The sequence below is a fragment of the Azospirillum terrae genome (assembly GCF_053470425.1).
Genome location: NZ_JBPXMR010000002.1, coordinates 666076 through 692111, shown reverse-complemented (window position 1 = coordinate 692111; position 26036 = coordinate 666076). Strand labels below are relative to the sequence as shown.

The window sequence follows — 26036 nt, the reverse complement described above, 5'->3', positions numbered from 1 at the left end:
GCCGTGTCGCCGACCAGCAGCCCGCCGGGGAAGGTCAGCTTGGGGATCGACTGGAAGCCGCCTTCCGAGAGCGCGCGCGCGCCGTAGGAGATGCGCCGGCCGCCCTCGAAGGTCGGGCGGATGGCGGGGTGCGTCTTGTAGCGCTGGAACTCCTCGAACGGGCTGAGGTGCGGGTTCTCGTAGTCGAGCCCGATGACGAAGCCGACCGAGACCAGGTTGTTGTCGAGGTGGTACAGCCACGAGCCGCCGTAGGTCTTGCGGTCCAAGGGCCAGCCCACCGTGTGCTCGATCAGACCGGGCTTCGACTTGGCCGGGTCGATCTCCCACAGCTCCTTGATGCCCAGGCCGTAGGTCTGCGGATCGACGCCGTCGCGCAGATTGAACTTCTGCATCAGGAGCTTGCTCAGCGAGCCGCGGCAGCCCTCGGCGAAGATGGTCTGGCGGGCGTGCAGCTCCACACCCGGCGTGTAATTGCCGGTCGGCTCGCCGGACTTGCCGATGCCCATGTCGCCGGTGGCCACACCCTTGACCGCGCCGGTGTCGTCGTAGAGCACCTCGGCGCCCGCGAAGCCGGCGTAGATCTCCACGCCCAGCTCCTCGGCCTGGGTGGCCAGCCAGCGGCCGAGGTTGCCGAGGCTGATGATGAAGTTGCCGTGGTTGTTCATCTGCGGCGGGGTGGGCAGGCGGTAGGCCTTGGCTTCCGTCAGGAACAGGAAGCGGTCTTCCGCGGCGCGCGTGGTCAGCGGCGCGCCCTTGTCGCGCCAGTCGGGGATCAGCTCGTCGAGCGCGTGCGGCTCGAACACGGCGCCGGAGAGCAGGTGCGCGCCGACCTCCGAGCCCTTCTCGATGAGGCACACCGACAGCTCGCGGCCGCTCTCGTTCGCCAGTTGTTTCAGACGGATGGCGGCGGACAGCCCGGACGGACCGCCACCCACGACGACGACGTCGTATTCCATCACCTCACGCGGTTCGCGCTCCATTGACGGCCTCCCGAATTCTTCTTGCCTGCCGCCAGGGCGGCTTGGTCCATATGTTGGACATGGTATCCCACTGTATGACCACAGGAGCCGTGCTAAGGTCAAACCATGAGTGACCTCTGCGACATCCTCACCGCGCTACGCTGGCATGTGGATATCGGCTGCGACGAGGCGATCGCCGACACGCCGACCGACTGGAGCAATTTCGCCGCCCGCCCACAGCCGGCGGCGCGCGCGAAAGCTCCGGCCGCCACCGCGCAGCGCATGCCGGCCGCCAACCCCGACCAGCCGCTGGGCGCCAGCGAGGCCGGCGCGTTGGCGCGCGCCCGCGCCGCCGAGGCCCGCACTCTGGCCGAACTGGAGGCGGCGCTGCGCGCCTTCGACGGCTGCCCGCTGAAGCGCACGGCCACCAACACGGTGTTCGCCGATGGCGACCCGCAGGCGAAGATCATGCTGATCGGCGAGGCGCCGGGCGAGGACGAGGACCGTCAGGGCAAGCCCTTCGTCGGCGTCAGCGGCAAGCTGCTCGACCGCATGCTGGAATGGATCGGCCTGGACCGGACCAAGGTCTACATCACCAACATCCTGCCCTGGCGCCCGCCCGGCAACCGCAGCCCCGCTCAGGCGGAGATCACCGCCTGCCTGCCCTTCCTGGAACGCCATGTCGAGCTGGTCGGCCCAGACGTGCTGGTGCTGCTGGGCGGCACCTCGGCCAAGACGCTGCTCGACCGGCCGGAGGGGATCACCCGGCTGCGCGGCCAGTGGTTCGAGTACAACACCCCCGGACTGCGCAAGCCCGTGCCCGTAATGCCCATGCTGCACCCCGCGTATCTCTTGAGGAATCCCATATCCAAACGCGAGGCGTGGCGTGATCTGCTAACCTTGCGCCAAAGGATCGGCCACACGGGCTAGTGCCATTGTTCTCGACGAACCTCAAACCGTTGTGCCGCTTCGACTTTTGCTGCATCACCATGACTTGGGGAGCGGCGTACGGCGAATCGGACACTTGCCATTCGCCGGTTATGAGTATATTTCAGGCAAATGCTCGGGATATCTCGCAGCGCAGCATGGAATGCCACCGTGCTGCGGCAGACACTCCTGAGGGCCTTGTGCGCGGCACTTCTGGTTTCCGCCGCGCCTGGTTCGGATGGCCTTTACAACGCCGCCCGCGCCGCCCTCGTGATCCACGGTCCGGACGGTCGTCCGATCGCACCGATGGACGTCGGCGTTGCCGAACGACTGCCCGTGACTTTGCCGGCGGACGAGACGGCACGCGCAGCCCTCCTCGGTGACGAGGACGCCGCCCGCTATCGCCGCATCTTCGAGCAGCAGGACCGCGCCGACTGGGACGCGGCCGACGCCGAGATCCGCGCGCTGAAGGACAAGCGGCTGCTCGGCCATGTGCTGCGCCAGCGCCTGCTGCACCCCGACCGCAAGGCCGGCTGGGACGAGCTGAACGACTGGCTGCACCGCTATTCCGACCTTGCCGGTGCCGACCGCATCCACCAGTTGGCGTTGCGTCGCCAGCCCAGCGGCGGCCGCGCACCCAAGGCGCCGCAGCACGACGAGGAAAAGCTGACCGGCTCGCTGGAACGGCTGGCCGGCGCCCGTCCGCTCGCCGACGACGGCGACGAGGGTGAGGGCGAGACGCTCAGCGTGACACCGCGCAGCCGCACCGCGCGCAATCGCGCCGACACCGCGGCGCTGTCCCGCGTCACCGATCTGCTGCGCGCCGGCAAGGCGGGAGCGGCGCTGAAGCTGCTCGGCGACGACGGCGTGTCGGGCCAGCTCGACGCCGTGCAGTACGACACCGCCCGCGCCCGCATCGCCAGCGCCCTCTACTACAGCGGCGAGGTTTCGCAGGCGCTGTCGCTGGCTTCGGCCAGCGCCGCCCGCTCGGGCGAGGTGGTGAAGGACGCGCACTGGATCGCCGGCCTGGCGGCGTGGCGGCTCAACCAGTACGACCGGGCGTCGCGCCATTTCGACGCGCTGGTGGCGGCCCGGCCGCGCTCGCCGTGGATGGTCGCCGCCGGGGCCTATTGGGCGGCGCGGGCGCACGCCAGGAAAGGCCGGCACGACGAGGCGCGCGCCCAGCTTGCCGTGGCGGCGCGCTACCCGCACACCTTCTACGGCCTGATCGCCGGGCGCACGCTGGGCCAGCAGCAGGCGCTGAACTGGCAGTTACCGGAACTGACCGGGCAGCACCTCGCAGCACTTGCCCAGCGGGCCGGCGGGGCGCGCGCCGTCGCCTTGCTCCAGGTCGGCCAGACCGACACCGCCGAGCGCGAGCTGCGGCGCATTCACCCGCGCGGCAACGCGCTGGTCGAACAGGCGCTGCTGGTGCTCGCCGACCGTGCCGGGCTGGCCAGTCTGGCGCTGCGGCTCGGCAACGCGGTGACGGCACCGGACGGCGCACCCTACGACGCGGCGCTGTTCCCGCTGCCGCACTGGCAGCCGCGCAACGGCTTTGCCGTGGACCGCGCGCTGGTGTTCGCGGTGATGCGCCAGGAGTCGCGCTTCGAGCCGCGCATGGTCAGCTCGGCCGGCGCCACCGGCCTCATGCAGATCATCCCGGCCACCGCCGAGCACGTCGTCGGCCGTCACGAGGATCTGGGCAACAAGGACAGCGAGCCCTCGGCGCTGTTCGACCCGGCCAACAACATGGAACTGGGGCAGCGCTATCTGGCCGAGGTGATGGCGATGCCGGAAGTCGGCAACAACCTGTTCCTGCTCGCCATGGCCTACAACGCCGGCCCCGGCACGCTGTCCAAGTGGCGGCGCGAGATGGACGACGTGACCGACCCGCTGCTGTTCATCGAAAGCGTGCCCTACGGCGAGACGCGCGACTACGTCGGGAAGGTGCTGGCGAACTACTGGATCTACCGCATGCGCCTGGGCCAGCCGACCACGTCGCTGGACGCCGTTGCGGCGGGGGGCTGGCCGGTCTATATGCCGGTGGATACCCGTCCGACGCAGGTCGCCCAGCATGCCCAGGATTGACGAGACCCGCCCCTTCCTCCCCGTCAACATCGCCGTGATGACCGTGTCCGACACGCGCAGCCTGGACGACGACAAGTCCGGCGCCGCGCTGATCGAGCGGTTGGAAAAAGCCGGGCACACGCTGACCGCACGGGCCATCGTGAAGGACGACATCGCGTCCATCCGCGCGCAGGTCCAGGCGTGGATCGCCGACGGGCAAGTGGACGTGGTGCTGACCACCGGCGGCACCGGCGTGACGGGGCGCGACGTGACGCCCGAGGCGGTCGAGGGCCTGTTCGAGAAGAGCATCCCCGGCTTCGGCGAGCTGTTCCGCTGGCTGAGCTACGAGAAGGTCGGCACCTCGACGATTCAGAGCCGGGCGACCGGCGGCGTGGCGAACGGGACCTACATCTTCGCGCTGCCCGGCTCGCCGAGCGCCTGCCGCGACGCCTGGGACGGCATTCTGGAAGCCCAACTGGACAACCGCCACCGCCCCTGCAACCTCGTCGAGCTGATGCCGCGGCTTCGCGAACATGAAAAATAAAGTCCCTCCCCCAGCCCCGCTGGGGGAGATTAGGAGGGGGCAACGGCCTTCCCGAGAATCCTCAGCCCCGCTGAACCGTGGATTCTCGGACACAACGAGCCCCCACCCTCCCACTTCGTGGGCCCCTCCCTCCCCCTGCGGAGCAGGGGGAGGGGTATTGAGCGCCCTTACCGCAATCCTCGGCGCCGACCTCCAGCCCATGCCCCTCAAGGGCGTGGCGCACGACCACGTACGCCTCATCGGCCGCGGTGTCGTCGCGCGGGTGCCGCGCTGGAGTCAGGTCGGGCTCGACCCGGCGGCCAACCTCGCCTACCAAGCCGCCGCCTTCGCCCGCGCCGCCGCGGGCGGCCACACGCCGGAACTGGTCGGCGTGCTGGAGCCGCGCGACGGGCTGCCCATGGGTGCCCTGCTGGTCACCGAGATCGCCGGCCGCCCGCCGCGCCTGCCCGACGACATGCCGGCCATCGCCGAAGCCCTGGCCGCGCTGCACCGCCTGCCGCTGCCCAATGAACGCCCGCCGCTGGCGAGCCCACCCGACCCGGTGGCCGCGACGCTGGCGCTGGTGCTGCGGCAAGCCGAGCATTTCGCCCGCGCCGGCCTGGAACCGGACGCCCTCGTCCGCATCGAGGCGGAGTTGGCCGCCGCGCAGGCTGCAAAAATCGACGCCCCCATGCCTATCACGCTGGTCGGCACCGACACCCACCCCGGCAACTTCCTGATCGACGCCGCGGGCAAGGCGTGGTTCACCGATCTGGAGAAGGCACAGTACGGCCACCCGGCCATCGACCTCGCCCACGCCAGCCTCTACACCTCCACCATGTGGGACCCGGACGTGGCGGCGGCGCTGACCCCGAATGATGTGGCCGCCTTCCATGCGGCGTGGGAACACGCCGTCCCCGGCAGCCTCGCCGCCGCCGTCAAACCATGGCTGAAGCCGTTGCGCCGCCTCACGTGGCTGCGCAGCCTGTCGTGGATGGCGCGCTGGAAGATCGAGGGCGACCGGCTCTCCCCCGGCATGCCGGACGCCTTGCGCGCCCACCTGCAAGAGCGCGTCGCCGACGTCTTCCGCCCCGCCACCATCGACCACGTCCGCCAGGACTGGAGCTGAATCTATCTTGTCCCTCAATCGGCGGGCGGGGCCATCCGACCCCTTGCCTTCGCGCACACGTGTGCGCGGGGCCGCAGTCGCGGCCCTTCACCCAGTTTTGTCGCGCCCCACCCCCGGCGTGCGTGTTGAAGCCACGGGCCTTCGGGCTTAGGCTCGATTCGACCGGCGGAGTACCGACCCCGTGAAAGCGGTGCGTCCGCACTTATCTATGTTACCGGCATCACCTGGATCGGACGCGGCATGATGACTTCCCGGACCAAACGCGGCGTTGTGGCGACCGCCCTGCTCGTGGCGGCAAGCCTTCCCCTGACGGCCCCCGCGTTCGCGGCGACGGATGGGCCGGTGCTCGTCACGGGGACCGGCAGCTACCTCGCCGGCCGCTTCGCCCAGCATCAGGACGATTGGGGGGCCGCCGCGACCTACATGGGGCAGGCGCTGGCCGCCAATCCCAGCGACCTGTCGCTGCTGCGCCGCGCCTATATCCTGAAGCTCGGCGAGGGGCAGGTGGACGCGGCGCTGATGATGGCGAAGCGCCTGACCGGCCAGGACGGCGAACCACAGCTCGCCGCGGCGCTGCTGATTGCCGACGCCCTGAAGCACGACCGCCTGAACGAGGCGGATGAGTTGGCGAAGGGGATGCCGCGCGACGGCCTCGCCAAGTTCATCGGGCCGCTGTACGACGCGTGGCTGGCCGCCGCGCGCAAGGACACCGCCAAGGCGCAGCAGGGGCTGGCGCCGCTGGCGGCGGCGAGCGGCTTCGCGGCGCTGCACAACCTGCACATGGCGCTGGTGCTCGACCTCGGCGGCAAGCCGGCGGAGGCGGGCGAGTTCTATCGCCGCGTCATCGGCAACGAGGCGCCGCTGCGCGTCGTTCAGCTGGTCGGCAACTTCTACGAACGCCAGGGCCAGAAGGACGAGGCGCGCAAGCTCTACACGGCGTTCCGCAACGGCAACCCGGACAATTTGATGATCGAGCCGGCGCTGAAGGCGCTGGACTCGGCCAAGCCGCCCAAGCCCATCGTCGCCGACGCCCGCCAGGGCCTGGGCGAGGCGCTGTTCGACCTGGGCAGCGCGCTGCACCACGAGGGGGCGGAGGAGACCGCGCTGCTGTTCGGCCGCATCGCACTGCACCTGCGTCCGGACCTGACGCTGGCGCACCTGATGATCGGCGACATCATGGAGGCGCGCGAGCACCACGACGAGGCGCTGGCCGAGTACAAGGCGCTGGAGCAGGACCCGGTGCTGGGCTGGGCCGCCCGCCTGCGCGCCTCAGAGGCGCTGTCCCGCCTGGATCGCAACGACGAGGCCATCGGCCTGCTGACCAAGCTGGCCGCCGAGCAGCCGGAACGCACCGACGCGCTGATCCGCCTGGGTGACCTCTACCGCATCACCAAGCGCCACGCCGAGGCGACGGAGGTCTACACCAAGGCGCTGGAGCGCATCGGCACGCCCGAGGAGCGGCACTGGGTCGTCTACTACGCCCGCGCGCTGACCCAGGACAAGCAGGAGCAGTGGCCACAGGCCGAGGCCGACCTGAAGAAGGCGCTGGAGCTGAAGCCGGACGAGCCTTACCTGCTCAACTACCTCGGCTACAGCTGGGTGGACCGCGGGCAGAACCTGGACAAGGCCAAGGCGATGATCGAGCGCGCGGTCGAGCTGAAGCCGCGCGACGGCTACATCATCGACAGCCTGGGCTGGGCGCTCTACCGCATGGGCGAGTTCGAGGGCGCGGTGGGCAAGCTGGAGCGCGCCGTCGAGTTGCGGCCGGTGGACTCGACCATCAACGACCATCTCGGCGACGCCTACTGGCGCGTCGGCCGCCGCAACGAGGCCCGTTTCCAATGGCAGCGCGCGCTGCGCACCGCCGAGGACCAGAAGGAAAAGGACGAGATCCTGGAGAAGCTGGACAAAGGCCTTCCCACCGTCCAGGCCGCCAAGGTCGAGAGCCCCGGCCCGAAGCCGCAGTGATGCGGCCGGCGCCTGAAGGCGTCGTCCGCATCACCCTTTCAATCAATGCTAAAGCATTGATCTGTCGGGTTTTACCGGCAGCGCTCGATGGAAACGATCAAGCGCCGCCGGTATGAACGCTTCCGCGTGAAGGAGGTTTGGGGTAGGTGTCGGCCATGACCGACACCGCTCCCATCGTCGAGGCCGCCCCGGCCAAGCTGAACCTGTACCTGCACGTGCTCGGCCGGCGAGCCGACGGCTTCCACGAGTTGGACAGCCTCGTCGCCTTCGCCGATGTGGGCGACCGGCTGACCGTCAGCCCAGCCGCCGATGGCCCGCACCTGACCATCACCGGCCCCTTCGCCGGCCCGCTGATCGCCGAGGCCCCGCAGAGCAATCTGGTCACCCGCGCCGCCCTGGCCCTGGCCGAGCGCTGCGGCCGGACCGCGACGGTGCGCATCGCCCTGGAAAAGAACCTGCCGGTGGCGTCCGGCATCGGCGGCGGCTCGGCCGACGCGGCGGCGTGCCTGCGGGCGCTGGCGCGGCTGTGGGGGCTGCCGGCGGACCACCCTGACCTGCATGCGGTGGGCGCCGGGCTGGGCGCCGACGTGCCGGTCTGCCTCGCCGGCCGGCCGGCCTATTTCGGTGGCATCGGCGACCGGCTCGACCCCGCCCCCGCCCTTCCCGAGACGCACGCCGTGCTGGTCAACCCCGGCGTGCCGGTGCCGACGCCGGCGGTCTTCAAGGCGCGGCAAGGCGGTTTCTCGCCAGCCGCCCGCTTTGGTCAGGCACCCGCCGACGCGGCGGAACTGGCGGCGCTGCTGGCCCGGCGGCGCAACGACCTGACCGAACCGGCGCTGACCGTCGCCCCGGTGATCGCCGACGTGCTGGCGGCGCTGGAGGCCACGCCCGGCTGCCGGCTCGCCCGCCTGTCGGGCAGCGGGGCGACCTGCTTCGGGCTCTACGCCACGGCCGGTGACGCGGACGCCGCCGCGGCGCGGTTGGCGCGGCCGGGCTGGTGGGTGCGCGCGGCCCGACTGTTGAATTCGTGAGTTGCCCGCTCGCGTCCATTCCGCGATTATCCCTCCAAGTTTTCTAATAAGCGGAGAGGACGGATGCATCACCCGGAAGCATTGGAGCCTATCGTCGGCTTTCTGCGCGGCATCGGCTTGGGCGTCGAGTACGGCGAAGGGGCTCACAACGGTTTCCTGCCGGGCGTGAACATCCATGCCGGGGTGCTCCATATCGACCCCGACACCTTGGTCGGATCGGGCGATATCCTACACGAGGCCGGGCACATCATCGTCGTGCCGCGGCGCTACTGGCCAAGGCTGGGAACGGACTTGCAGGCGGACATCGAGGCCCTCCTCGCGGAAGAGACGGGAGCGGACAACCTCGCCGATCCTCAGCTTACACAGGCGGCCCGGCAGGGCGAATTTATGTCACAGGCATGGTCCTACGCGGTCGTCGTGCATCTTGGGCTGCCGCTGGACTGTATTTTCTTCCCCGGTTCCTACCACCAGCACCAGTATGAGGGGACGCACCCGATGCGGGCGTGGCTGGAGCGGGGAACCCATTACGGTCCGCTGGGCCTGGCCCAGGCCGGCATGACCGGCTTTTCCGGCATGTTCGGCCATCTGGGCGATAACGGCCTGCCGCCCTTCCCCCATATGACACGCTGGACGCTGGACTGATCCGGGAGGATGAGAGCCTTGGCACAGATCACACCGCGGTTCGCTTTCCTTGGCGGCATTGCCGTGGCGTTGCTGGCCGGCCCGCCCGGCGCGGTGGCAGCGAGCTTCCCCTGCGCCAAGGCTTCGACCCCGGTGGAAAAGGCGATCTGCGCCGACCCGGCGGTTTCCAAGCTCGACGAACGCATGGCGGCGGCCTTCAAGGAAGCGATCCAGCGCCTCGGAGGCTCCGACCCCGACACCAACGCGATCCAGGCGGCGGTGAAGGCCGACCAGAAGGCGTGGCTGGCCGACCGCAACGCCTGCGGCCCCGACGCCGGCTGCTTGCGGACGAGCTATGAGCGGCGCTTGGCGGTGCTGACGTTCAAACCCGATCCGGGAGCGCCCTCGCCCGCCGATCCCTACATCGGCCGGTTCGATTACGGCGGCTTCATGGACGTCGCCGTCCTGGGCCTGCGCAACGGCACCCTGGCGTTCAGCGTCAACGGCGCCGAACCGAAGTCCGCCCGCTGGGTCTGCGACTTCTCCGGCATCGGCCGGGTGAACGAGAAGGGCGCGCTGGTCGTCGGCACGCCGGATGCGGAGGGCAACGGCCTGATCGTGGAACGCAACGGCCCGGCCGGCATCCGCATCCCGGAGAACGACGCCAACCGGGCGACGAGCGGGAACTGGTGCGGCATGAACGGCTCCATCCTCTTCGACTACGTCCGAAGGAAGTGACGGGCTCCGGCCTGGGGCTGGGCGGTCCGCAATGGGGGGCAAGATTCACACGGATTGCACGGATTTAGGCACGGATTACACGGATTTTTTTTATTCGTGCGCAGCAACGGCCTCCGGGGTGACCCGAGACTCTGCAAGCATCAAAGAAAATCCGTGTAATCCGTGTTCAAATCCCCAAAATCCGTGTGAATTCTTGCCCGCCGCACCACGACCCGAGCGTCCCGCTTGCACCCTTCCGGCGCCCCGCTATGCTGCCGCCCATGAAAGCTCCCGCCCCCCGCCCCGACCTGCACCTGGAAATCGCCTGCGGCCCCAGCGCCATCGTCTGCGGGGTGGACGAAGTCGGCCGCGGGCCGCTCGCCGGGCCGGTCATGGCCGCCGCCGTCGTGCTGCCCGCGAACGGCCTGCCGGCCTCCATCGCCAGCCGCATCCACGACAGCAAAAAGCTCACCGCCCGCGCCCGTGAGGAATTGGCGCCGCTGATCCGCGAGCACGCGCTGGCCGTCTGCGTCGCCGAGGCGTCGGTGGCGGAGATCGACGAGATCAACATCCTGCACGCCGCCTTGCTCGCCATGCGCCGCGCCGTGGAGGGGTTGGGCGTGGCGCCGACCCACGCGCTGGTGGACGGCAACAAGGCGCCGAAGCTGGCCTGCGCGGTGCAGACGGTGGTCAAAGGCGACAGCATCAGCCTGTCCATCGCCGCCGCCTCCATCGTCGCCAAGGTCGAACGCGACCGCATCATGATGGACCTGCACGCGCAGTTCCCCGATTTCGGCTGGGACAGCAACGCCGGTTATCCGACCGCCGTGCACCTCGCCGCACTCAAGCGCTTGGGGCCCACACCGCATCACCGTACCACCTTTGGTCCGGTGTCTGAGGAACTGGCTCTAAGACGCTGACTCCCAAGACTCTTTCCTAAAATTCCCGTTGACGGCGACTCGGGCCTGAATCATTGTCGGCTCAGGTGATTCGCGGAAAATGACGGGTGTGGGTATGCTGGAGCCGAATCGGATTCTCCTTGGGGACTGCGTGTCCCTGATGAATGGGCTGCCGGCGGGGTCGGTCGACATGGTCTTCGCCGACCCGCCCTACAACCTCCAGCTCGGCGGCGAGCTGCTGCGCCCGAACCACACCCGCGTCGACGGCGTGGACGACGAGTGGGACAAGTTCCAGGACTTCTCCACCTACGACAAGTTCTCCCGCGACTGGCTGGCCGCGGTGCGCCGCGTGCTGAAGCCCGACGGCACGCTGTGGGTGATCGGCAGCTACCACAACATCTTCCGCGTCGGTTCGGTGCTGCAGGATCTCGGCTTCTGGATCCTCAACGACATCGTCTGGCGCAAGACCAACCCGATGCCGAACTTCCGCGGCACGCGTTTCGCCAACGCGCACGAGACGATGATCTGGGCGTCGCGCGACAAGGACGCGCGCTACCGCTTCAACTACGACACCATGAAGAACCTCAACGAGGATCTTCAGATGCGCAGCGACTGGGTGCTGCCGATCTGCACGGGTTCGGAGCGGCTGCGCGACGAGAAGGGCCAGAAGATCCACCCGACGCAGAAGCCGGAGTCCCTGCTCTATCGCGTCATCCTGTCCTCCACCAAGGTGGGCGACGTGGTGCTCGACCCGTTCTTCGGCACCGGCACCACCGGCGCCGTCGCCAAGCGCCTGGGCCGCAAGTGGATCGGCCTGGAGCGCGAGGAAGGCTATGCCAGGATGGCGCAGGCCCGCATCGACGCCACCGAGGAGGCGCCGGACCCGTCGCTGCTCGACGCTCCGCCCAAGCGGCAGGCGCCGCGCATCCCCTTCGGCGCGGTGGTGGAGCGCGGCCTGCTGCGCCCCGGCGTCACTCTGTTCGACCTGCGTCGGCGCGTGGCGGCGCACGTGAAGGCCGACGGCACGCTGGTCGGCACCAACCATCTGGGCAACCACGCCGGTTCGATCCACCGCGTCGGCGCGGCGATGACCGGCCTGCCGGCCTGCAACGGCTGGACCTTCTGGCACTACGAGGACGCCGGCCAGCTCAAGCCCATCGACGTGCTGCGCGAGCAGATCCGGGCGGAGAAGCACTGACGGTGTCGAAGCCAGCCCTGCGTTTGCCGCAGGGCCTCGGGCTTGTCCGCGGCGGGTGCCCCGTGGTACCCGTTCGCCCATGAACAAGCTGTTTGCCACCGTCACCGCGCCCCGCTTGGCCACGGCCACGCTTCTCAACCGCGTGTTCGTGCGCGACATGGTGATGGACGCCTCCATCGGCGTCTATGACCACGAGAAGGTCGCGCCGCAGCGCATCCGCCTGAACCTCGATTTGGAGGTCGTCGGCTCCGGCGTCACCGGCGAGGACGGCGTCGCGGCGATCCGCGCCGTCGCCGGCCAGGGCCACACCACGCTCATCGAGACGCTGGCCGAGCGCATCGCCGCCCGCTGCCTTCAGGATGCCCGCGTGCGCAAGGCGATCGTGCGCGTGGAAAAGCTGGACGTGTTCCCCGACGCCGCCTCGGTCGGCGTGGAGATCGAGCGCTCGCGCTAAGGCAGCGCCGCCACCTCCAGCACCAGCTTCTGGCGCAACGCCTCGACGAAGGTCTCGCGGTCCATCGCCGACTTGGTGAAGCAGTTTGCGCCGCCGATGACGTTCTCGGTGAAGTACTCTTCCAGCCACGGAAACTCGTCGAGGATGGCGAGCGCGTTGATGGTGATGCCGCGCGCCACCGCCCGGTCGCGGGCCTCCGCCGGGTCGAGCCCGGCGTTGGAAAAGCCGTTGGCGACCAGATCGATGACCTGACGCTCCGAGCGCACGCCGCTGCCGGCGAACAGCTTTGCGGCGTCCTCGATGGCGCTGCCGATGGCGGTGGAGTCCGCCCGGCCGTCGCGCGGCGCGGTCAGGACCTTGGTGGCGAAGGCCAGCGACTCGTCGGCGCTGGCGATCACCGTCCACGGCACCAGCACCCGCAACGTCTTCGGCCCGGAGAACACCGCCAGCGTCACCGCCACCCCACGCCCGGCCAGCGCGTCGGCGACCTCCGGGTCGGCGAAGGCGGCGGCGTGGCCGCGCAGCTGGAACTCCAGATCGCCCACCGTGATGCTGGCCGAGCCGTCCACCAGCAGCACCAGTTCCAAGCCGACCGGCCGCAACGGCTGCGGCTTGCGCCCCGGCACCGGCTGCGCCGCGGCGGGCAGGGATACCAGCAGCAGAACAAGGAACAGAAGGCGTTTCAGCATCTGGATTCCCACCAAAGCCGCCCCCTTTTCACCGTCATCCCCGCGCAGGCGGGGATCCATTGTTCCGGACGAAGCGCCTGAACCGGTGGATCCCCGCCTGCGCGGGGATGACGACTGAGAGAGGTGCTCGAATTTCCCGGCATACGTTCACACATGCGCCAGCGCGTGGCGGACCACCTTGCGCATCACCGAGGGCAGCGCCTGGTCGCCAAGCCGGTCGAGCGGCACCCATTGCCCCTCGGCCTCGGCCCAGTCGGCCCCGGCGCGGCCGGTGAGCACCTGAAGTTCCAGGTGAAAATGGCTGAAAGTATGGCGGACCATTCCCGGCAACGCCCGCCACGCCACGTCGAGCGGCGGCGCCCCGCCCGGCTCCCAGCCGGACGACGGCACCTCGGCCATGCCGCCCAGCAGTCCCGTCTCGGCGCGGCGGCGCAGCAGCACCGCCCCTTCCGGGTTGATCAGCCAATAGGCGGTGCCGCGCCGCGTCGGCTTTTCGCCCTTGGCGGACTTGCGCGGCAGTTCCTCCTGGATGCCGGCGGCGCGGGCGGCGCAGGCCTCGGCCACCGGACAGAGCATGCATTTGGGCTTGCGCGGCGTGCAGACCGTCGCCCCCAGGTCCATCATCGCCTGCGCGTAGTCACCTGACCTCTCTTGCGGTGTCAGCGTGGCGGCCAGCGCCCGCAACTTCGGCTTGACACCGGGCAGCGGCTCCTCGACCGCAAACAGGCGGGCGACGACGCGCTCGACGTTGCCGTCCACCACCGTGGCCGGCCGGCCGAACGCGATGGCGGCGATGGCCGCCGCGGTGTAGGCGCCCACCCCCGGCAACTCCAGCAACGCCGCCTCGCTGTCCGGGAAGCGCCCGCTATACCGTTCGGTGACGAATGCCGCGCACTTATGCAGGTTGCGCGCCCGCGCGTAGTAGCCGAGCCCGGCCCACGCCACCAGCACCTCATCCAGCGACGCCGCGGCGAGATCCTCCACCATCGGCCAGCGCTCGGTGAAGGCGCGGAAGTAGGGGGCGGCGGCCGGCACCGTGGTCTGCTGGAGCATGATCTCCGACAGCCACACCCGGTAGGGGTCGGCGTATTCCCCTGGCGGGCTTCGCCAGGGAAGGTCGCGGCGGTGGCGGTCGTACCAGGAGAGCAGCCCTGCGGCCACGTGGATGGCATCGTTCATAGGGCTGACACATAGCGATCCGCGCCATCCTGCAAAAGGGTCACGAGCCACGCACTGGCGTGAGAACGCCGGGCGCGCTAGGTTCAAGGCCGGGTGCACTTACGGAACACATCATGGCCGGACCACGACTCATCGGCGGCACGGTGCCGAATGTGGCGGGCAAGGCGCTGGGCAAGCGCGGCCTCGCTTTCGGCGCGCTGATCACCGACTGGCCGACCATCGTCGGGCACCAGCTGGCGCTGCGCACCCAGCCGGACAAGCTGGTCTTCCCCAGGGGCAAGCGCGAGGACGCCACGCTGCACGTCCGTGCCATGGGCGCCATCGCGCTCGAACTCCAGCATCTGGAGCCGCTGATCGTCGAGAAGATCAACGGCTTCTTCGGCTACAAGGCCGTGGCGCGCCTGCGCCTCGTGCACGCCGCCCCGCTCACCACGTCCGCGCTGCGCGCACCCGTGCCGCGCACTCTCAGCATGGACGAGGAGATCGCCGTCATGTCCGCCACGGCGACCATTGAGGATGAAGGCCTGCGCGAATCGCTGGAGCGCTTCGGCCGCTCGCTGTTGGGGCGCAAGAAACGGTGAATCCCTGCGCTGGGGGCTTGTCGCCTCCAAGGCGCTCGTTATAATCCCCACATCTAGTAGCCAGGAGGGCAAGGTGCGCCGATACGTAGAAACTCTGAGGGCAGCCCTGGGGGCGTTCGCCCTGTTTGCCGCGGTTGCCCTCGTCGGCAGCCCCGCCGGTGCTCAGACCATCGACACCACGAAGGCGTTGACCGACCGCGTGCTGGGCGATCCGAAGGCCCCGGTCACCATCGTCGAATACGCGTCGCTGACCTGCCCGCACTGCGCCCGCTTCGAAGCCGAGACGCTGCCGAAGATCAAGGAGAAGTACATCGACACCGGCAAGGCCAAGCTGGTGTTCCGCGACTTCCCCTTCGACCAGTGGGCTCTGCGCGCCTCCATGCTGGCCCGCTGCGCGCCGCAGGAGCGCTACTACCCGCTGCTCGACGTGCTGTTCAAGGGGCAGCAGCAGTGGTCGTCCGCCAAGGATCCGGCGGCAGCGCTGACCCAGATCGGAAAGCTGGCCGGCATCAGCGAGGACACCATCAAGGCGTGCTGGAACGACCAGAAGCTCGCCGACGGCATCCTCAACATCCGCCTGGAAGCGCAGAACAAGGACAAGATCGAGTCGACGCCGACCTTCGTCCTGAACGACGGCGCCGCGCGGATCGAAGGCGCCCAGCCGTTCGAGGCGTTCGCCGCGGCCATCGACAAGCTGGCCAAGTAAGGGCTCACCCCGTTGCATTTCTCGCGCCTCCGCCTGTCCGGCTTCAAGTCGTTCGTCGACGCCACCGAGCTTGTCATCGAGCCCGGCATGACCGGCATCGTCGGCCCGAACGGCTGCGGCAAGTCGAATCTGGTGGAGGCGCTGCGCTGGGTGATGGGCGAGACCTCCGCCAAGAAGATGCGCGGCGGCGACATGGACGACGTCATCTTCGGCGGCACGTCCAACCGTCCGGCGCGCAATCTGGCCGAGGTGTCGCTGTCCATCGACAACCGCTCGCGCACCGCCCCCGCCGGCTTCAACGAAACCGACGAGGTGGAGGTGACCCGGCGGATCGAGCGCGGGTCCGGCTCGGACTACCGCCTCAACGGCAAGCTGGTGCGCGCCCGCGACGTGCAGTTGCTGTTCGCCGACAACGCGTCGGGTGCGAATTCGCCGGCCCTGGTCAGCCAGGGCAAGGTCGGCCAGATCATCAACGCCAAGCCGCAGGACCGTCGCATGCTGCTGGAGGAGGCGGCCGGCATCACCGGCCTGCACTCCCGCCGGCACGAGGCGGAACTGCGCCTGAAGGGCGCCGAGTCCAACCTGATGCGTCTGGACGACGTCATCGGCGCCATGGACACGCAGCTCCAGAGCCTGAAGAAGCAGGCGCGGCAGGCCAGCCGCTACCGCAATCTGTCCGAACAGATCCGCAAGGTCGAGGCGGTGCTCTGGCACCTGCGCTGGATCGCCGCCCAGGCCGATCTGGAGCGCGCCCGCAGCGCCTTCGCCAAGGTCGAGGAAACCGTGCGCGGCCTGATGCTGGCGGTCACCCAGCTCACATCCAAGCGCACCGAGGACGCCGCCGGCCTGCCGGAAAAGCGTCAGGCCGAAGCCGCCGCCGCCGCCGCGCTGCAACGCCTGGTCATCGCCAAGGAACAGCTCGACGCCGAAGAGCGCCGCGTCGCCGACCAACAGCGCGCGTTGCAGGCCCGGCTTCAGCAGATCGCCGGCGATCTGGGCCGCGAGCAGGCGCTCGCCGCCGATGCCGGCGATGCGCTGTCCCGCCTGGAGGAGGAGCGCGAATACCTCCTTGAGGCCCAAGCCGACGAGGAGATGCTGGAGGAGGCCGCCCGCGAGGCGCTGGCCGACGCCCGCGAGGCCGTCGAGGAACTGGACCGCGAACTCACCCGCCTGACCGAGCAGGTCGCGTCCGACGAGGCCCGCCGCGCCGCCACCCAGCGTCAGGTTGGCGAATTGGAGGCCCGCACCGCCACGCTGACCAAGCGCATCGGCGAGCAGCAGATGCAGCGGGCGCTTCTGGAAAAGGAAATCGCCGGCCGCGCCGACGTCGCCGAGGCCGAGATGGCCGTCGAATTGGCCGAGCAGCGTGTCGAGGATTCCCGCGAAGCCGCCGAGGCCGCCGAGCGCGCCAAGGCCGACTCCGAACCCGCCCAGGCCCGCGCCCGCGACGCGCTCCAGGCCGCCGAGGCTTGGCGCACCAAGCTGAAGGCCGAGGAAAAGGCGCTGTCGGAGCTGCTGGCCGCCGGCACCTCCGCCGAATTCCCACCGCTGGTCGACGCCGTCACCGTGGCGCCGGGGTATGAGGGCGCGCTGGCCGCATCGATCGGCGACGCGCTGACCGCCCCGCTGGATGAGACCGCGCCGGTGCACTGGCGCACTCTGCCGCCGCTGACGGCAGCCGCCCTGCCCGCCGGTGCGGAGCCGCTGGCCGCCCACGTGCAGGGGCCGGACGCGATGGCCCGCGGCCTCGCCCACATCGGCGTGGTGGCCGATTCCGCGACCGGCGCCCGCCTCGCCCCCACCCTCTCCGCCGGCCAGATCCTGGTCAGCCGTGACGGTGGGGCGTGGCGTTGGGACGGTCTGATCATCCAGGCCGGCGCCCCCACCGCCGCCGCGATCCGCCTCAAGCAGCGCAACCGCCTGCGCGAGCTGCGCGACGAGCTGGACGCCGCCGAGGAAGCCGTCGAGATGGCCCGCGAGTCGCTCGACGCGGCCAAGCTCGCCGCCGAGGAGGCCAGTGCGCGCGACCGCCGCGCCCGCGACGCGGTGCGCGAGGCTTTCGCCGCGCTCAACACCGCCCGCGACCGCCACACCAAGCTCGCCCGCGAGGCCGACGCCGCCGCCTCGAAGCTGGCCGCTCTGGTCGAGGGCATCGAACGCCTGGAAGCCGACCGCCGCGACGCCGAAGCCCACCTGAACGACGCCCGCGCCCTGCTCGACGCGCTGACCGACCCGCGCGAAGGCCGCGAGGCGGTCAACGAGCAGCGCGCAGCGCTCGCCGAGCGCCGCACCGCGCAGGCCGAGAAGCAGAACGCGCTCGACCGCCTGACCCGCGAGGCGCAGTCACGCCGCCAGCGCCTGTCCGCCATCCAGCACGAGGTGTCGTCCTGGGCCAACCGCTCGCAGGGTGCCGGCGGGCGGGTCGGCGAACTTCAGGAGCGCAGCTCCGCGGCGCAGGCCGAACTCGACCAGCTCGCCGGCCGCCCAGCCGAGATCGGCGGCGAGCGCCAGGATCTGCTGGCGCGGATCGCCGAGTCCGAACGCGCCCGCAAGCGCGCCGCCGAGGTGCTGGCCGAAGCCGAAGCCCGGCTGACCGACACGGAAAACGCGCTGAAGATGGCCGAAGCCGGCCTCGCCGACTCCCGCGAGGCGCGCGCCCACGCCGAGGCCGCCGTGCAGGCCGCCGTTCAGCAGGGCCAGACGCTGACCGAGCGCATCGCCGAGCGCCTGGACTGCGCGCCCGAGCAGACGCGCGCCGCCGCCGAACTCGGCCCCGACGACCCGCTGCCCGAGACCGCCGCCACCGAGTCCCGCCTGGAAAAGCTGGTCCGCGAGCGCGAGAACATGGGGCCGGTCAACCTGCGCGCCGAGCTGGAGGCGACCGAGCTGGAGGCGCAGATCACCTCGCTCCAGACCGAGCGCGAGGACCTGATCGCCGCCATCGCCCGCCTGCGCCAGGGCATCGGCAGCCTGAACCGCGAGGCGCGCGAGCGCCTGACCGCCTCGTTCGACGCGGTGAACCGCAACTTCCAGGAGCTGTTCACCGGCCTGTTCGGCGGCGGCAAGGCGTATCTGGAACTGGTCAACGCCGAGGACCCGCTGAACGCCGGTCTGGAGATCTACGCCAGCCCGCCGGGCAAGAAGCTGCAAATCCTCTCGCTGCTGTCCGGCGGCGAGCAGGCGCTGACCGCGCTGTCGCTGCTGTTCGCCGTCTTCCGCTCCAATCCCGCGCCGATCTGCGTGCTCGACGAGGTGGACGCACCGTTGGACGAGGCCAACGTCAACCGTTTCTGCGACTTGGTCGAGACCATCGCACGCGAGGGCGACACGCGCTTTCTGATCATCACCCACCACCGCCTGACCATGGCGCGGGTGGACCGCCTGTTCGGCGTCACCATGGCCGAACGCGGTGTGTCGCAATTGGTGAGCGTGGATTTGAGCGCGGCGGAAGAGCTGCGCGGCGCACAGGTGGCGTGACGGGATCACCCTCGGGGACGTTCCATAACGCATGCGCAGGAGGAGCCGACATGCGCTTGCCCAAGCGCAAAAAAGAAACCGGCCGCCCAGGCAGAAAGGGCGACCGGCTGTTCCGGGAAGAAGGGCAACATTCCAAGACCAGACGCATGCGTTCCATGAACAGTCCGCCGCTGCCCTTTGCGTGTGGAAAACGGCGGGCCGTGCCCCTGCTGCTTTAGCCGTTTTGCACGGTTATGTAGACAGTGGGCCTACATAGCACGAGCGGGGGGGGACGACAACGCTCAGCGGCCTGTCCGATCCATTTCCTCACCGCTGGTTGCCGGGTCCAGCACGCGTCCGGGCCGCGGCGTGCCATAATCTCTGCCCGTGCCAGACCGCGGTACGGCCGCCGGTCCGCTGGGGTTCTCGTCCCGCATCTGGCCTCCACTGGTTGCCGGGTCCAGCGTGCGTCCGGGCCGCGGCGTTCCCACGTCACCGCTACATGCGGTGAGAGATAGAGCGGCAAGCAAGATAGCAGGAAAGAGAGCAATGTTTCGGGTGTGAACTGCCATGTGGGTCTCCTGTTGCTTCGGTTTGCAGTGAAGAACCTAGTGGTGCGCTCCCAACACTTCGCCCAAGAAATCGCCCCTGAAAGCCAGCACCTGAATCACAACGCGCACACAAAGCGTTCCGTCAGGCCGCCATCACTAGAATTACTCCCACCGACCTCTTCAAGCTCCGACGCAAGCTTTCATTACATGGAATAATCGTGCCTGCAGACACGTCGCAGGAAGTAACAATCCGTCATAATTGCGCGTTTGCTACAGTAACTCATTTTGTTTCCTAGCCCTAAATCGCGACGCCGTACAATCACCTCGGCCATGCCGGGGCATGCAAAGGAATATCTGGGAGCGGATTTTACGGAAAACGGCAGGGCCGCTGCAGCCCTCCCTTCACGGACCCAGGATTCGGATGGAGCGCGCCGCACAACGTTCAAGATCCACGTCTGCGCGGAGATCACAGGGAAAAAGAGGCCCAGGAAGGGGTGCGGAGTGTTGAAGCACCTACGCGTCCATACGCGATCGACAATGTATCAGTACTGGAGACCGAAGCGGCGGCCGCTGAGGGCGATGTCCTGGTTGAAGCCTTCGGAGACCCGGTCGTCGCCACCAGAGGCGAGACACAGCGTGACGTTGATGGCCGAAAGGATGGCGTGGTCGATCTGCTCGGGCCGGGCGTTGTAACGCTTGATCGCCTGGAGAGCACGGAGCACCGACGGAGCCATCGTATCCCTCACACCAGATGCGAGCCGATTTGCACCGCCAGAGCCGCCACGAAGCCGGCCCCGACGAGCTTAACGGTCAATCGCTCCGAGGGGGTCCACCGTGACCAGTCCCTGCTGAAGCTGCGCATCATGGCCGCACCCATATACGGAAGGATTAACCTGCTGCATTGCGGTATACTACCATCGAAAGGCCTAGTCCAGTTGATTCCGTGTACCACCTTAGTCGTAGAAACCTAATCCTTCCCCAACCTTAGCACCTCCGCCACCACGAACGCCGGCAGCCGCACCAGCGCCGCGTCCGGCTTTCCCGTTTCCGCCACCCACCGCGCGTGCGCGTCCAGTGCGCGATGCAGCAGATCGGCGCGGCCCTCGAAGGGCGCCGCCCCCAGCGCCGCGTCCAGGCTGGCGAGAAAGGCGGGCAGCGAGTCCTCCCGGTCGGCAAGGCCGCGTTCGCGGCCCTTGGGGTCGAACCACGCCTCGGCGGGGGCGCTGTCCTCGCGGGGCGGCACCACCATGCCGCCGACGAAGCCCGTTGGCTGCACCACCTTCCACCCCTTGGTGTTCGGCCCCGTGGTCCAGCCCAGCGCCCGCGCCACCGCGGCGTTGAGATCGCGGTCCGGCGCCCGGCTGGTGATGCGCGCGATCAGCGCGGCGGTGTCCGTGTTGCGGTCGGCGGTCATCGGTCGTCCCTCCCCTGTCTCCGTGACGATACCTTAACGCACCCGGCTTGCGCGCCGTCCCCGTCCGTCGCAAGCTGCCCAGCAGAATCAAAGGGGCAAAATCAAAGGGGCAAAACAGGAGGGACAAACCGTGCAACACGCGGATTTCCTGATCGTCGGCGCCGGCATGGCCGGAGCGTCGGCGGCGTACGCGTTGGCGGCGCACGGCCGCGTGCTGCTGCTCGAGCGCGAGGCGCAGCCCGGCTATCACTCCACCGGCCGTTCGGCGGCGCTCTACACTCAGACGTACGGCCACGCCGTGGTGCGGGCGCTGACGGTGGCGAGCTGGGACTTCTATGACCATCCGCCCGAGGGCTTCGCCGAGCACCCGGTGCTGACCCCGCGCGGCGTGCTGCTGATCGGCCGTGCCGACCAGACGTCGGCGCTCGACCACGCTTTCGCCGAGGGCCGGCGACTGACGCCCTCGGTCGAGCGGCTGGACCGGGCGCAGGCGTTGGCGCGGGCGCCGATGCTGCGCGAGGACTATGTGGCCGGCGCGGTGTGGGAGCCCGAGGCCATGGACCTGGACGTCCATGCCATCCATCACGGCTACCTGCGCGGCCTGAAGGCGCGTGGCGGCCTTCAGGTCGGCGACGCCGAGGTGCGGGCGCTGGAGCGGCGCGACGGGCTGTGGGTGGCGCGCACGCCGGCCGGCGATTTCGCGGCCCCCGTGCTGGTCAACGCCGCCGGGGCGTGGGCCGACTCGCTGGCGGTGTTGGCGGGTGTGCGGCCGATCGGGCTGGTGCCGAAGCGGCGCACGGCGCTGACCTTCGATCCCACCTTCGACGATCCTGCGAACGCGGCGGGGCTGGGCGGCTGGCCCATGGTGATCGACGTGGACGAGACCTTCTATTTCAAGCCCGACGCCGGCCGGCTGCTCGCCTCGCCGGCCGACGAGACTCCGGTCGCGCCCTGCGACGTGCAGCCGGAGGAATGGGACGTTGCCTTGGCTGTTGATCGTGTCGAGCAGGCGGCGCGGTTCCGCATCCGGCGAATCGCACACCGCTGGGCGGGCTTGCGCAGCTTCGTCGCCGATAAGGTGCCGGTGGTGGGCTTCGATTCGCAGACGGAAGGCTTTCTGTGGCTGGCCGGTCAAGGCGGCTACGGCATCCAGACCGCACCGGCGATGGGGCGCACCGCCGCCGCGCTGGCAACCGGTGGCGGGCTGCCGCGGGACGTTGTGGAGTTGGGCGTAACGGTGGCGGATCTGGCGCCGGGCCGCCTGCGCTGAACCATTGAGGAGACCAAGGCGATGAGCGTTCGCCGAATCGTGCGCACCGTGGCGGGCGTGACCCTGCTGGTGGCGTGCGCCAACCCGGCCGCGGATCAGGCGCTGTACGCGCAGTCCGCGCTGGTCGGCATGCCGAAGGCGACCCTGCTGTCCTGCGCCGGGGTACCGGACCGTCAGGCGGTTGTCGGCAGCCAGGAATTCTACACCTACCGCAGCGGGCGAATCACCTCCTACCCCAGCGCTTCGCTGGGCGTGTGGGGCGGCCACTGGGGGCCGGGATTCGGCTATGGCGCCGGCTTCCCGCTTTACGACACGGACATTCGCAGCACCACCTGCGAGGCCACGTTCACGCTGCACAACGGCACCGTGGAGCGGTTGGTCTATGGCGGCGCACCGGGCGGCGGCAGCACTTTGGGCCAATGCTGGTACGTGGTGCAGAACTGTCTGGCGCTGGTTCCGCAACAGACGCCCACGCCGGGATCAGCGGCGCGTTAGGGGCGTGTTAGAATTTGCGAATACTCTCCGGCACGAAATCCGAGGACGTGCGACAGGGGGTGCGGCACTGCGTCACTGTGGCAGCAACGCCGCAATTTGTCAGAAAGGTTGCAGACGTCTGGCATAACCATAAGAACTTTGGTAGTAACCCTATCCAACGAGTTTGCCTGCCTTCCTGACAACAATCATGCCTCGGAGCATAAAAATCATGAGCATCCTGAAGCTCGCCACCGCCGCCCTGCTGGCGACCACCGCGGTCGTCACCGTCGCCTCCACTGCCCAGGCGCAGGACTTCAAGGGCGTCAAGGGCGGCGACTTCGTCGTCCGTGCCCGCGGCCTCGCGGTCCTTCCGCAAGAGGAAGGCAACGTCAACAGCTCGGCGCTCGGCACCATCGGCACCGTCAACGTCGGCAACGCCTACATCCCCGAACTGGACTTCACCTACTTTGTCACGCCGAACATCGGCGTCAACCTGATCGCCGGCACCAGCCGTCATCACGTCACGGCGGACACCATTGTCGGCCGCGTGGATGTGGGCAAGGTGTCGCTGCTGCCGCCGGTCCTGACCGCCACCTACCACCCGCTGCCGAACTCGCGCGTCAACCCGTATGTCGGCGCCGGCATCAACTACACGCTCTTCTACCGTGAAGACGCCGCCGGCGGCATCATCAACTCGACCAACTACAAGAACCGCTTCGGCTGGGCTCTGCAGGCTGGTACCGACATCTACGTGACCGACAACATTCTGCTGAACCTCGACGTCAAGAAGGTCTTCCTGAAGACCGACGTGAGCATCGGTTCGGTGGTCGGCCCGCTGAGCTCGAAGGTCACGCTCAACCCGTGGCTGGTCGGCGTCGGCGTCGGCTACAAGTTCTAATTGGACGGCTTCTCCGCCGATCGGCCGGAGGACAAGGGAAACGGGCCGGGTACCCCCTTCAGGGTGCCCGGCCCTCTCTTTTTTGGGGCTTCCCTGCCCCCTCCTTGTGGTGTGAGCATTCCCTGCTGAAACCGGCCTCACCAGAGGAGGTCACAGAGGAAGGACGCCCCATGCTCGTCGTCGCGGTGTTGAAGAGGAAGGGAACCGACATCGTCTCAATCCGCCCGGACGAGGCGGTCTCCGCCGTCGCCCGCACACTCGCCGAGCGTCGCATCGGCGCCGCCCTGGTGATGGAGGGCAACCGGCCGGCCGGCATCCTGTCGGAGCGCGACATCGTGCGCGGCGTGGCTGCCCAAGGCAGCGCCGTCCTGCAACAGCCGGTGTCCGCCCTGATGACCCGCGATCTGGTGACCTGCCACCCCACCGACACGGTGGCGCAGGTGATGGTGGTGATGTCCGAGCGGCGTATCCGCCACCTTCCGGTGATGGACGGAGAGCGGCTGATCGGGCTGATCAGCATCGGCGACGTGGTCAAGGCCCGCCTGGACGACGCCGAGTTGGAGGTCGAGTCCCTGCGCGGCTATGTGGCCGGGATCGGCTGATACGGGCAGCACGCATCGGCGGGCGATCTGCGGCCGGCGGATTCCGGGCATGGAAAAGGCGCCCCACTCTGCGGTGGAACGCCTTTCGCAGTGCCGTCGCCGGATGGCTTACGCGTTGGTCGACTGCGGGAAGGCCATGGCGGCCTGGGTGCGGTTGCGCACGCCCAGCGATTTGAAGATTGCCGTCATGTGGATCTTCACGGTGCCTTCCGACAAGCCCAGCTCATGGGCGATCTGCTTGTTCGACTTGCCCTCGCGCAGACGCTCCAGCACTTCGCGTTGACGCTGCGTCAGCAACTGCTCCAGCGCCGGGTCGGCGGGCGGCATGGCGTTGCGGGCCTCGGCAGACTCGGCGCCACCCTCGCGCAGCACAGTCGCCGGCACGTAGACGCCGCCGGAGAAGATCAGGTCCAGCGCGCTCAGCATGATCTTCACGCTGGACGATTTCGGGATGTAGCCGGCGGCGCCGTGCTCCAGCGCGTCGCGGACGTCGTGGTGCGCCTCGGACGCGGACACCACCACCACCTTCGCCTCGGGCTGCTTCTCGCGCAACGCCTGGATGCCGGAGAAGCCTGGCCAGCCGGGCATGCGCAGATCGGTCAGGATCAGGTCGAACTTCTCGCTGCCGCAGAGATCCAACATTTCATCGAAGTTACTGGCCTCGATGAAGGTGCTTCCTTCTTTGAGCTGTTCGAGGAGTCGGCGCAGTCCCTCGCGGAAAAGCACGTGGTCGTCGCCGATCAAGATCCTCATGACAGTACCCCCATAGGCAATCCCAGAGTCTGGCTTCAGACATGCCGCAAATGCATTCGGCATTCGCTTCGCATATGCGGTGAAACCAGAAGATATAGAAGGAGTTTATCTTGTGTATTGACTAATGAGATGTACCACGCCCCCATACCTCTGGACAACCCGAATTCGCCGTTTGTCACACGCACCTAGGCCGTCAGTGAGGGGGATGCCGATCGGGCGGAGGCGCTCCGCGGCGCGCTGCGGCGCCCTCGGCCAGACAGCAGACATATCCCTGCCGGCAGCCATCCGCAACCGGCACGGCGTTCAGCGTCACCCAACGCTCGGCACCATCGGCGCTTAGGCGGAATTCCTCCGCGAAGGCGCGGCGATCGAAGCGCGCCGCCTCCCAGCGGTCGCGCAGGCGCGCCCGGTCATCGGGGTGCAGGCCGCGAAAGGCCGGTCCGTTGCCGCACGTCTGCGGCACGCCGCCGAACAGCGCCTCACAGGCGTTGTTGCTGAACATCAGTTCGCCGGCCGGGCCGAACTGGCACACGCCCGCCGGCACCGCCTCGGCCAGCGCGCGGAAGCGGCGGCGCTCGCCCTGCAACCCCGCTTCCAGCCGGCGGACACGCCGCACCGCCACGACAGCCACCGCCGCCGTGCTGAACAGCGCCATCCAGTTGAACCACATCAGGAAGGGGCCAAGCGGCACCGCGCTCTGCACCGCCGCCACCGGCAGCATGATGGCCAGCAACACACCCGCCAGCACCAGCAACGCGCTGGCGAGCCGCGGTGCTGCGTTGCGCGCGACGCCGATGCTCAGCGCCCGAATCGCGATCGCTCTGAACTTGCTTCGCATGTCCGCCCTTTCCCGAGCCCCGGCGGCTGCCGCCCCGTGTTGGAGCGGCCGTCCTTTGCGGATCGTCCGTCATGGCCCGTGCACTCGTAAGGAGTGCCCCCAACGGATCATAGGAAGCCCTGCGCGCGC

General features: G+C 68.9%; 25 protein-coding genes. 18 read left to right on the top strand and 7 right to left on the bottom strand.

The window, feature by feature from the left end; all coding sequences use genetic code 11:
- Positions 1 to 980: NAD(P)/FAD-dependent oxidoreductase (locus ACSVDD_RS09805; protein WP_448189146.1), on the bottom strand; the 980-nt coding region annotated here is incomplete at its 3' end.
- Between the two features lie 105 nt (positions 981 to 1085).
- Between ACSVDD_RS09805 and ACSVDD_RS09800 the strand changes: the two genes are divergently transcribed.
- The 11 genes from ACSVDD_RS09800 to ACSVDD_RS09750 all read left to right on the top strand — a co-directional run bounded on the left by ACSVDD_RS09800 (position 1086) and on the right by ACSVDD_RS09750 (position 12496).
- Entirely contained in the window at positions 1086 to 1889 is an 804-nt protein-coding gene (locus tag ACSVDD_RS09800; protein ID WP_448189145.1) for a uracil-DNA glycosylase, read from the top strand.
- A gap of 303 nt (positions 1890 to 2192) precedes the next feature.
- Positions 2193 to 3977 (top strand): lytic transglycosylase domain-containing protein, encoded by a 1785-nt coding sequence (locus tag ACSVDD_RS09795; RefSeq protein WP_448189144.1) that lies wholly within the window; start codon positions 2193 to 2195, stop codon positions 3975 to 3977.
- Positions 3964 to 4500, top strand: coding sequence for a molybdenum cofactor biosynthesis protein B (gene moaB / locus ACSVDD_RS09790; RefSeq protein WP_448189143.1), 537 nt, complete (start codon positions 3964 to 3966; stop codon positions 4498 to 4500). Before ACSVDD_RS09795 ends, moaB begins: the two co-directional genes overlap by 14 nt.
- Before the next feature lie 157 nt (positions 4501 to 4657).
- Positions 4658 to 5608, top strand: coding sequence for an aminoglycoside phosphotransferase family protein (locus ACSVDD_RS09785; RefSeq protein WP_448189142.1), 951 nt, complete (start codon positions 4658 to 4660; stop codon positions 5606 to 5608).
- A gap of 240 nt (positions 5609 to 5848) precedes the next feature.
- Positions 5849 to 7576, top strand: coding sequence for a tetratricopeptide repeat protein (locus ACSVDD_RS09780; protein WP_448189141.1), 1728 nt, complete (start codon positions 5849 to 5851; stop codon positions 7574 to 7576).
- 155 nt (positions 7577 to 7731) lie between these two features.
- Positions 7732 to 8607, top strand: coding sequence for a 4-(cytidine 5'-diphospho)-2-C-methyl-D-erythritol kinase (locus ACSVDD_RS09775; protein WP_448189140.1), 876 nt, complete (start codon positions 7732 to 7734; stop codon positions 8605 to 8607).
- A 63-nt stretch (positions 8608 to 8670) separates the two neighbouring features.
- Positions 8671 to 9249 carry a hypothetical protein gene (locus ACSVDD_RS09770; RefSeq protein WP_448189139.1) on the top strand — a complete coding sequence of 193 codons (579 nt, stop codon included), beginning with the start codon at positions 8671 to 8673 and terminating at the stop codon, positions 9247 to 9249.
- A gap of 18 nt (positions 9250 to 9267) precedes the next feature.
- On the top strand, positions 9268 to 9966 hold the full coding sequence (locus ACSVDD_RS09765; protein WP_448189138.1) for a lysozyme inhibitor LprI family protein: 699 nt from the start codon (positions 9268 to 9270) through the stop codon (positions 9964 to 9966).
- A gap of 260 nt (positions 9967 to 10226) precedes the next feature.
- Positions 10227 to 10865, top strand: coding sequence for a ribonuclease HII (gene rnhB / locus ACSVDD_RS09760; RefSeq protein WP_448189137.1), 639 nt, complete (start codon positions 10227 to 10229; stop codon positions 10863 to 10865).
- Positions 10866 to 10959: 94 nt separating this feature from the next.
- A complete protein-coding gene (locus tag ACSVDD_RS09755) occupies positions 10960 to 12042 on the top strand; it encodes a site-specific DNA-methyltransferase (protein ID WP_448189136.1) in 1083 nt (360 codons plus the stop codon).
- Between the two features lie 79 nt (positions 12043 to 12121).
- The gene (locus ACSVDD_RS09750; RefSeq protein WP_448189135.1) at positions 12122 to 12496 is read left to right on the top strand and encodes a dihydroneopterin aldolase; all 375 of its coding nucleotides are present in this window, start codon (positions 12122 to 12124) and stop codon (positions 12494 to 12496) included.
- On the opposite strand, the gene ACSVDD_RS09745 is transcribed toward ACSVDD_RS09750, so the two are convergent.
- A complete protein-coding gene (locus tag ACSVDD_RS09745) occupies positions 12493 to 13185 on the bottom strand; it encodes a DUF1194 domain-containing protein (RefSeq protein WP_448189134.1) in 693 nt (230 codons plus the stop codon). The two genes, ACSVDD_RS09750 and ACSVDD_RS09745, sit on opposite strands and share 4 nt — an antisense overlap.
- 147 nt (positions 13186 to 13332) lie before the next feature.
- Positions 13333 to 14364 carry an A/G-specific adenine glycosylase gene (gene mutY, locus ACSVDD_RS09740; protein ID WP_448189133.1) on the bottom strand — a complete coding sequence of 344 codons (1032 nt, stop codon included), beginning with the start codon at positions 14362 to 14364 and terminating at the stop codon, positions 13333 to 13335.
- A 113-nt stretch (positions 14365 to 14477) separates the two neighbouring features.
- On the opposite strand from mutY, the gene ACSVDD_RS09735 reads away from it, so the two are divergent.
- The 3 genes from ACSVDD_RS09735 (at position 14478) to smc (ending at position 19128) form a co-directional block, all read left to right on the top strand.
- Positions 14478 to 14945: a DUF721 domain-containing protein gene (locus ACSVDD_RS09735; RefSeq protein WP_448189132.1), complete on the top strand. Its 468-nt coding sequence runs from the start codon at positions 14478 to 14480 to the stop codon at positions 14943 to 14945.
- 73 nt (positions 14946 to 15018) lie between these two features.
- Positions 15019 to 15651 carry a DsbA family protein gene (locus ACSVDD_RS09730; RefSeq protein WP_448189131.1) on the top strand — a complete coding sequence of 211 codons (633 nt, stop codon included), beginning with the start codon at positions 15019 to 15021 and terminating at the stop codon, positions 15649 to 15651.
- Positions 15652 to 15663: 12 nt separating this feature from the next.
- Positions 15664 to 19128, top strand: coding sequence for a chromosome segregation protein SMC (gene smc / locus ACSVDD_RS09725; RefSeq protein ID WP_448189130.1), 3465 nt, complete (start codon positions 15664 to 15666; stop codon positions 19126 to 19128).
- A 1072-nt stretch (positions 19129 to 20200) separates the two neighbouring features.
- On the opposite strand, the gene ACSVDD_RS09720 is transcribed toward smc, so the two are convergent.
- Entirely contained in the window at positions 20201 to 20380 is a 180-nt protein-coding gene (locus ACSVDD_RS09720; RefSeq protein ID WP_448189129.1) for a hypothetical protein, read from the bottom strand.
- A gap of 245 nt (positions 20381 to 20625) precedes the next feature.
- Positions 20626 to 21072: a hypothetical protein gene (locus ACSVDD_RS09715; protein WP_448189128.1), complete on the bottom strand. Its 447-nt coding sequence runs from the start codon at positions 21070 to 21072 to the stop codon at positions 20626 to 20628.
- A gap of 130 nt (positions 21073 to 21202) precedes the next feature.
- On the opposite strand from ACSVDD_RS09715, the gene ACSVDD_RS09710 reads away from it, so the two are divergent.
- From ACSVDD_RS09710 to ACSVDD_RS09695, 4 genes are all read left to right on the top strand, one after another.
- Complete coding sequence (locus tag ACSVDD_RS09710; protein ID WP_448189127.1) at positions 21203 to 22342, top strand: NAD(P)/FAD-dependent oxidoreductase; 1140 nt, start codon at positions 21203 to 21205, stop codon at positions 22340 to 22342.
- Positions 22343 to 22363: 21 nt separating this feature from the next.
- Positions 22364 to 22837 (top strand): hypothetical protein, encoded by a 474-nt coding sequence (locus tag ACSVDD_RS09705; RefSeq protein WP_448189126.1) that lies wholly within the window; start codon positions 22364 to 22366, stop codon positions 22835 to 22837.
- A gap of 208 nt (positions 22838 to 23045) precedes the next feature.
- On the top strand, positions 23046 to 23714 hold the full coding sequence (locus ACSVDD_RS09700; RefSeq protein WP_448189125.1) for an OmpW/AlkL family protein: 669 nt from the start codon (positions 23046 to 23048) through the stop codon (positions 23712 to 23714).
- Positions 23715 to 23884: 170 nt separating this feature from the next.
- Positions 23885 to 24316 carry a CBS domain-containing protein gene (locus ACSVDD_RS09695; RefSeq protein WP_448189124.1) on the top strand — a complete coding sequence of 144 codons (432 nt, stop codon included), beginning with the start codon at positions 23885 to 23887 and terminating at the stop codon, positions 24314 to 24316.
- A 108-nt stretch (positions 24317 to 24424) separates the two neighbouring features.
- On the opposite strand, the gene ACSVDD_RS09690 is transcribed toward ACSVDD_RS09695, so the two are convergent.
- Both ACSVDD_RS09690 and ACSVDD_RS09685 read right to left on the bottom strand, forming a co-directional pair.
- Positions 24425 to 25069 carry a response regulator gene (locus ACSVDD_RS09690; RefSeq protein WP_448189123.1) on the bottom strand — a complete coding sequence of 215 codons (645 nt, stop codon included), beginning with the start codon at positions 25067 to 25069 and terminating at the stop codon, positions 24425 to 24427.
- A 193-nt stretch (positions 25070 to 25262) separates the two neighbouring features.
- Complete coding sequence (locus tag ACSVDD_RS09685; protein WP_448189122.1) at positions 25263 to 25907, bottom strand: PAS domain S-box protein; 645 nt, start codon at positions 25905 to 25907, stop codon at positions 25263 to 25265.
- Positions 25908 to 26036: the final 129 nt, after the last annotated feature.

Excerpts from the sequence above, each read along its gene's own strand:
- ACSVDD_RS09770 (WP_448189139.1), top strand. The coding sequence starts at position 8,671 with ATGCATCACCCGGAAGCATTGGAGCCTATCGTCGGCTTTCTGCGCGGC.
- ACSVDD_RS09695 (WP_448189124.1), top strand. The coding sequence starts at position 23,885 with ATGCTCGTCGTCGCGGTGTTGAAGAGGAAGGGAACCGACATCGTCTCA.
- ACSVDD_RS09715 (WP_448189128.1), bottom strand. The coding sequence starts at position 21,072 with ATGACCGCCGACCGCAACACGGACACCGCCGCGCTGATCGCGCGCATC.
- ACSVDD_RS09690 (WP_448189123.1), bottom strand. The coding sequence starts at position 25,069 with ATGAGGATCTTGATCGGCGACGACCACGTGCTTTTCCGCGAGGGACTG.
- ACSVDD_RS09750 (WP_448189135.1), top strand. The coding sequence starts at position 12,122 with ATGAACAAGCTGTTTGCCACCGTCACCGCGCCCCGCTTGGCCACGGCC.
- ACSVDD_RS09745 (WP_448189134.1), bottom strand. The coding sequence starts at position 13,185 with ATGCTGAAACGCCTTCTGTTCCTTGTTCTGCTGCTGGTATCCCTGCCC.
- ACSVDD_RS09775 (WP_448189140.1), top strand. The coding sequence starts at position 7,732 with ATGACCGACACCGCTCCCATCGTCGAGGCCGCCCCGGCCAAGCTGAAC.
- mutY (WP_448189133.1), bottom strand. The coding sequence starts at position 14,364 with ATGAACGATGCCATCCACGTGGCCGCAGGGCTGCTCTCCTGGTACGAC.
- ACSVDD_RS09795 (WP_448189144.1), top strand. The coding sequence starts at position 2,193 with ATGGACGTCGGCGTTGCCGAACGACTGCCCGTGACTTTGCCGGCGGAC.
- ACSVDD_RS09705 (WP_448189126.1), top strand. The coding sequence starts at position 22,364 with ATGAGCGTTCGCCGAATCGTGCGCACCGTGGCGGGCGTGACCCTGCTG.
- ACSVDD_RS09735 (WP_448189132.1), top strand. The coding sequence starts at position 14,478 with ATGGCCGGACCACGACTCATCGGCGGCACGGTGCCGAATGTGGCGGGC.
- ACSVDD_RS09700 (WP_448189125.1), top strand. The coding sequence starts at position 23,046 with ATGAGCATCCTGAAGCTCGCCACCGCCGCCCTGCTGGCGACCACCGCG.
- ACSVDD_RS09780 (WP_448189141.1), top strand. The coding sequence starts at position 5,849 with ATGATGACTTCCCGGACCAAACGCGGCGTTGTGGCGACCGCCCTGCTC.
- rnhB (WP_448189137.1), top strand. The coding sequence starts at position 10,227 with ATGAAAGCTCCCGCCCCCCGCCCCGACCTGCACCTGGAAATCGCCTGC.
- ACSVDD_RS09800 (WP_448189145.1), top strand. The coding sequence starts at position 1,086 with ATGAGTGACCTCTGCGACATCCTCACCGCGCTACGCTGGCATGTGGAT.
- moaB (WP_448189143.1), top strand. The coding sequence starts at position 3,964 with ATGCCCAGGATTGACGAGACCCGCCCCTTCCTCCCCGTCAACATCGCC.
- ACSVDD_RS09685 (WP_448189122.1), bottom strand. The coding sequence starts at position 25,907 with ATGCGAAGCAAGTTCAGAGCGATCGCGATTCGGGCGCTGAGCATCGGC.
- ACSVDD_RS09755 (WP_448189136.1), top strand. The coding sequence starts at position 10,960 with ATGCTGGAGCCGAATCGGATTCTCCTTGGGGACTGCGTGTCCCTGATG.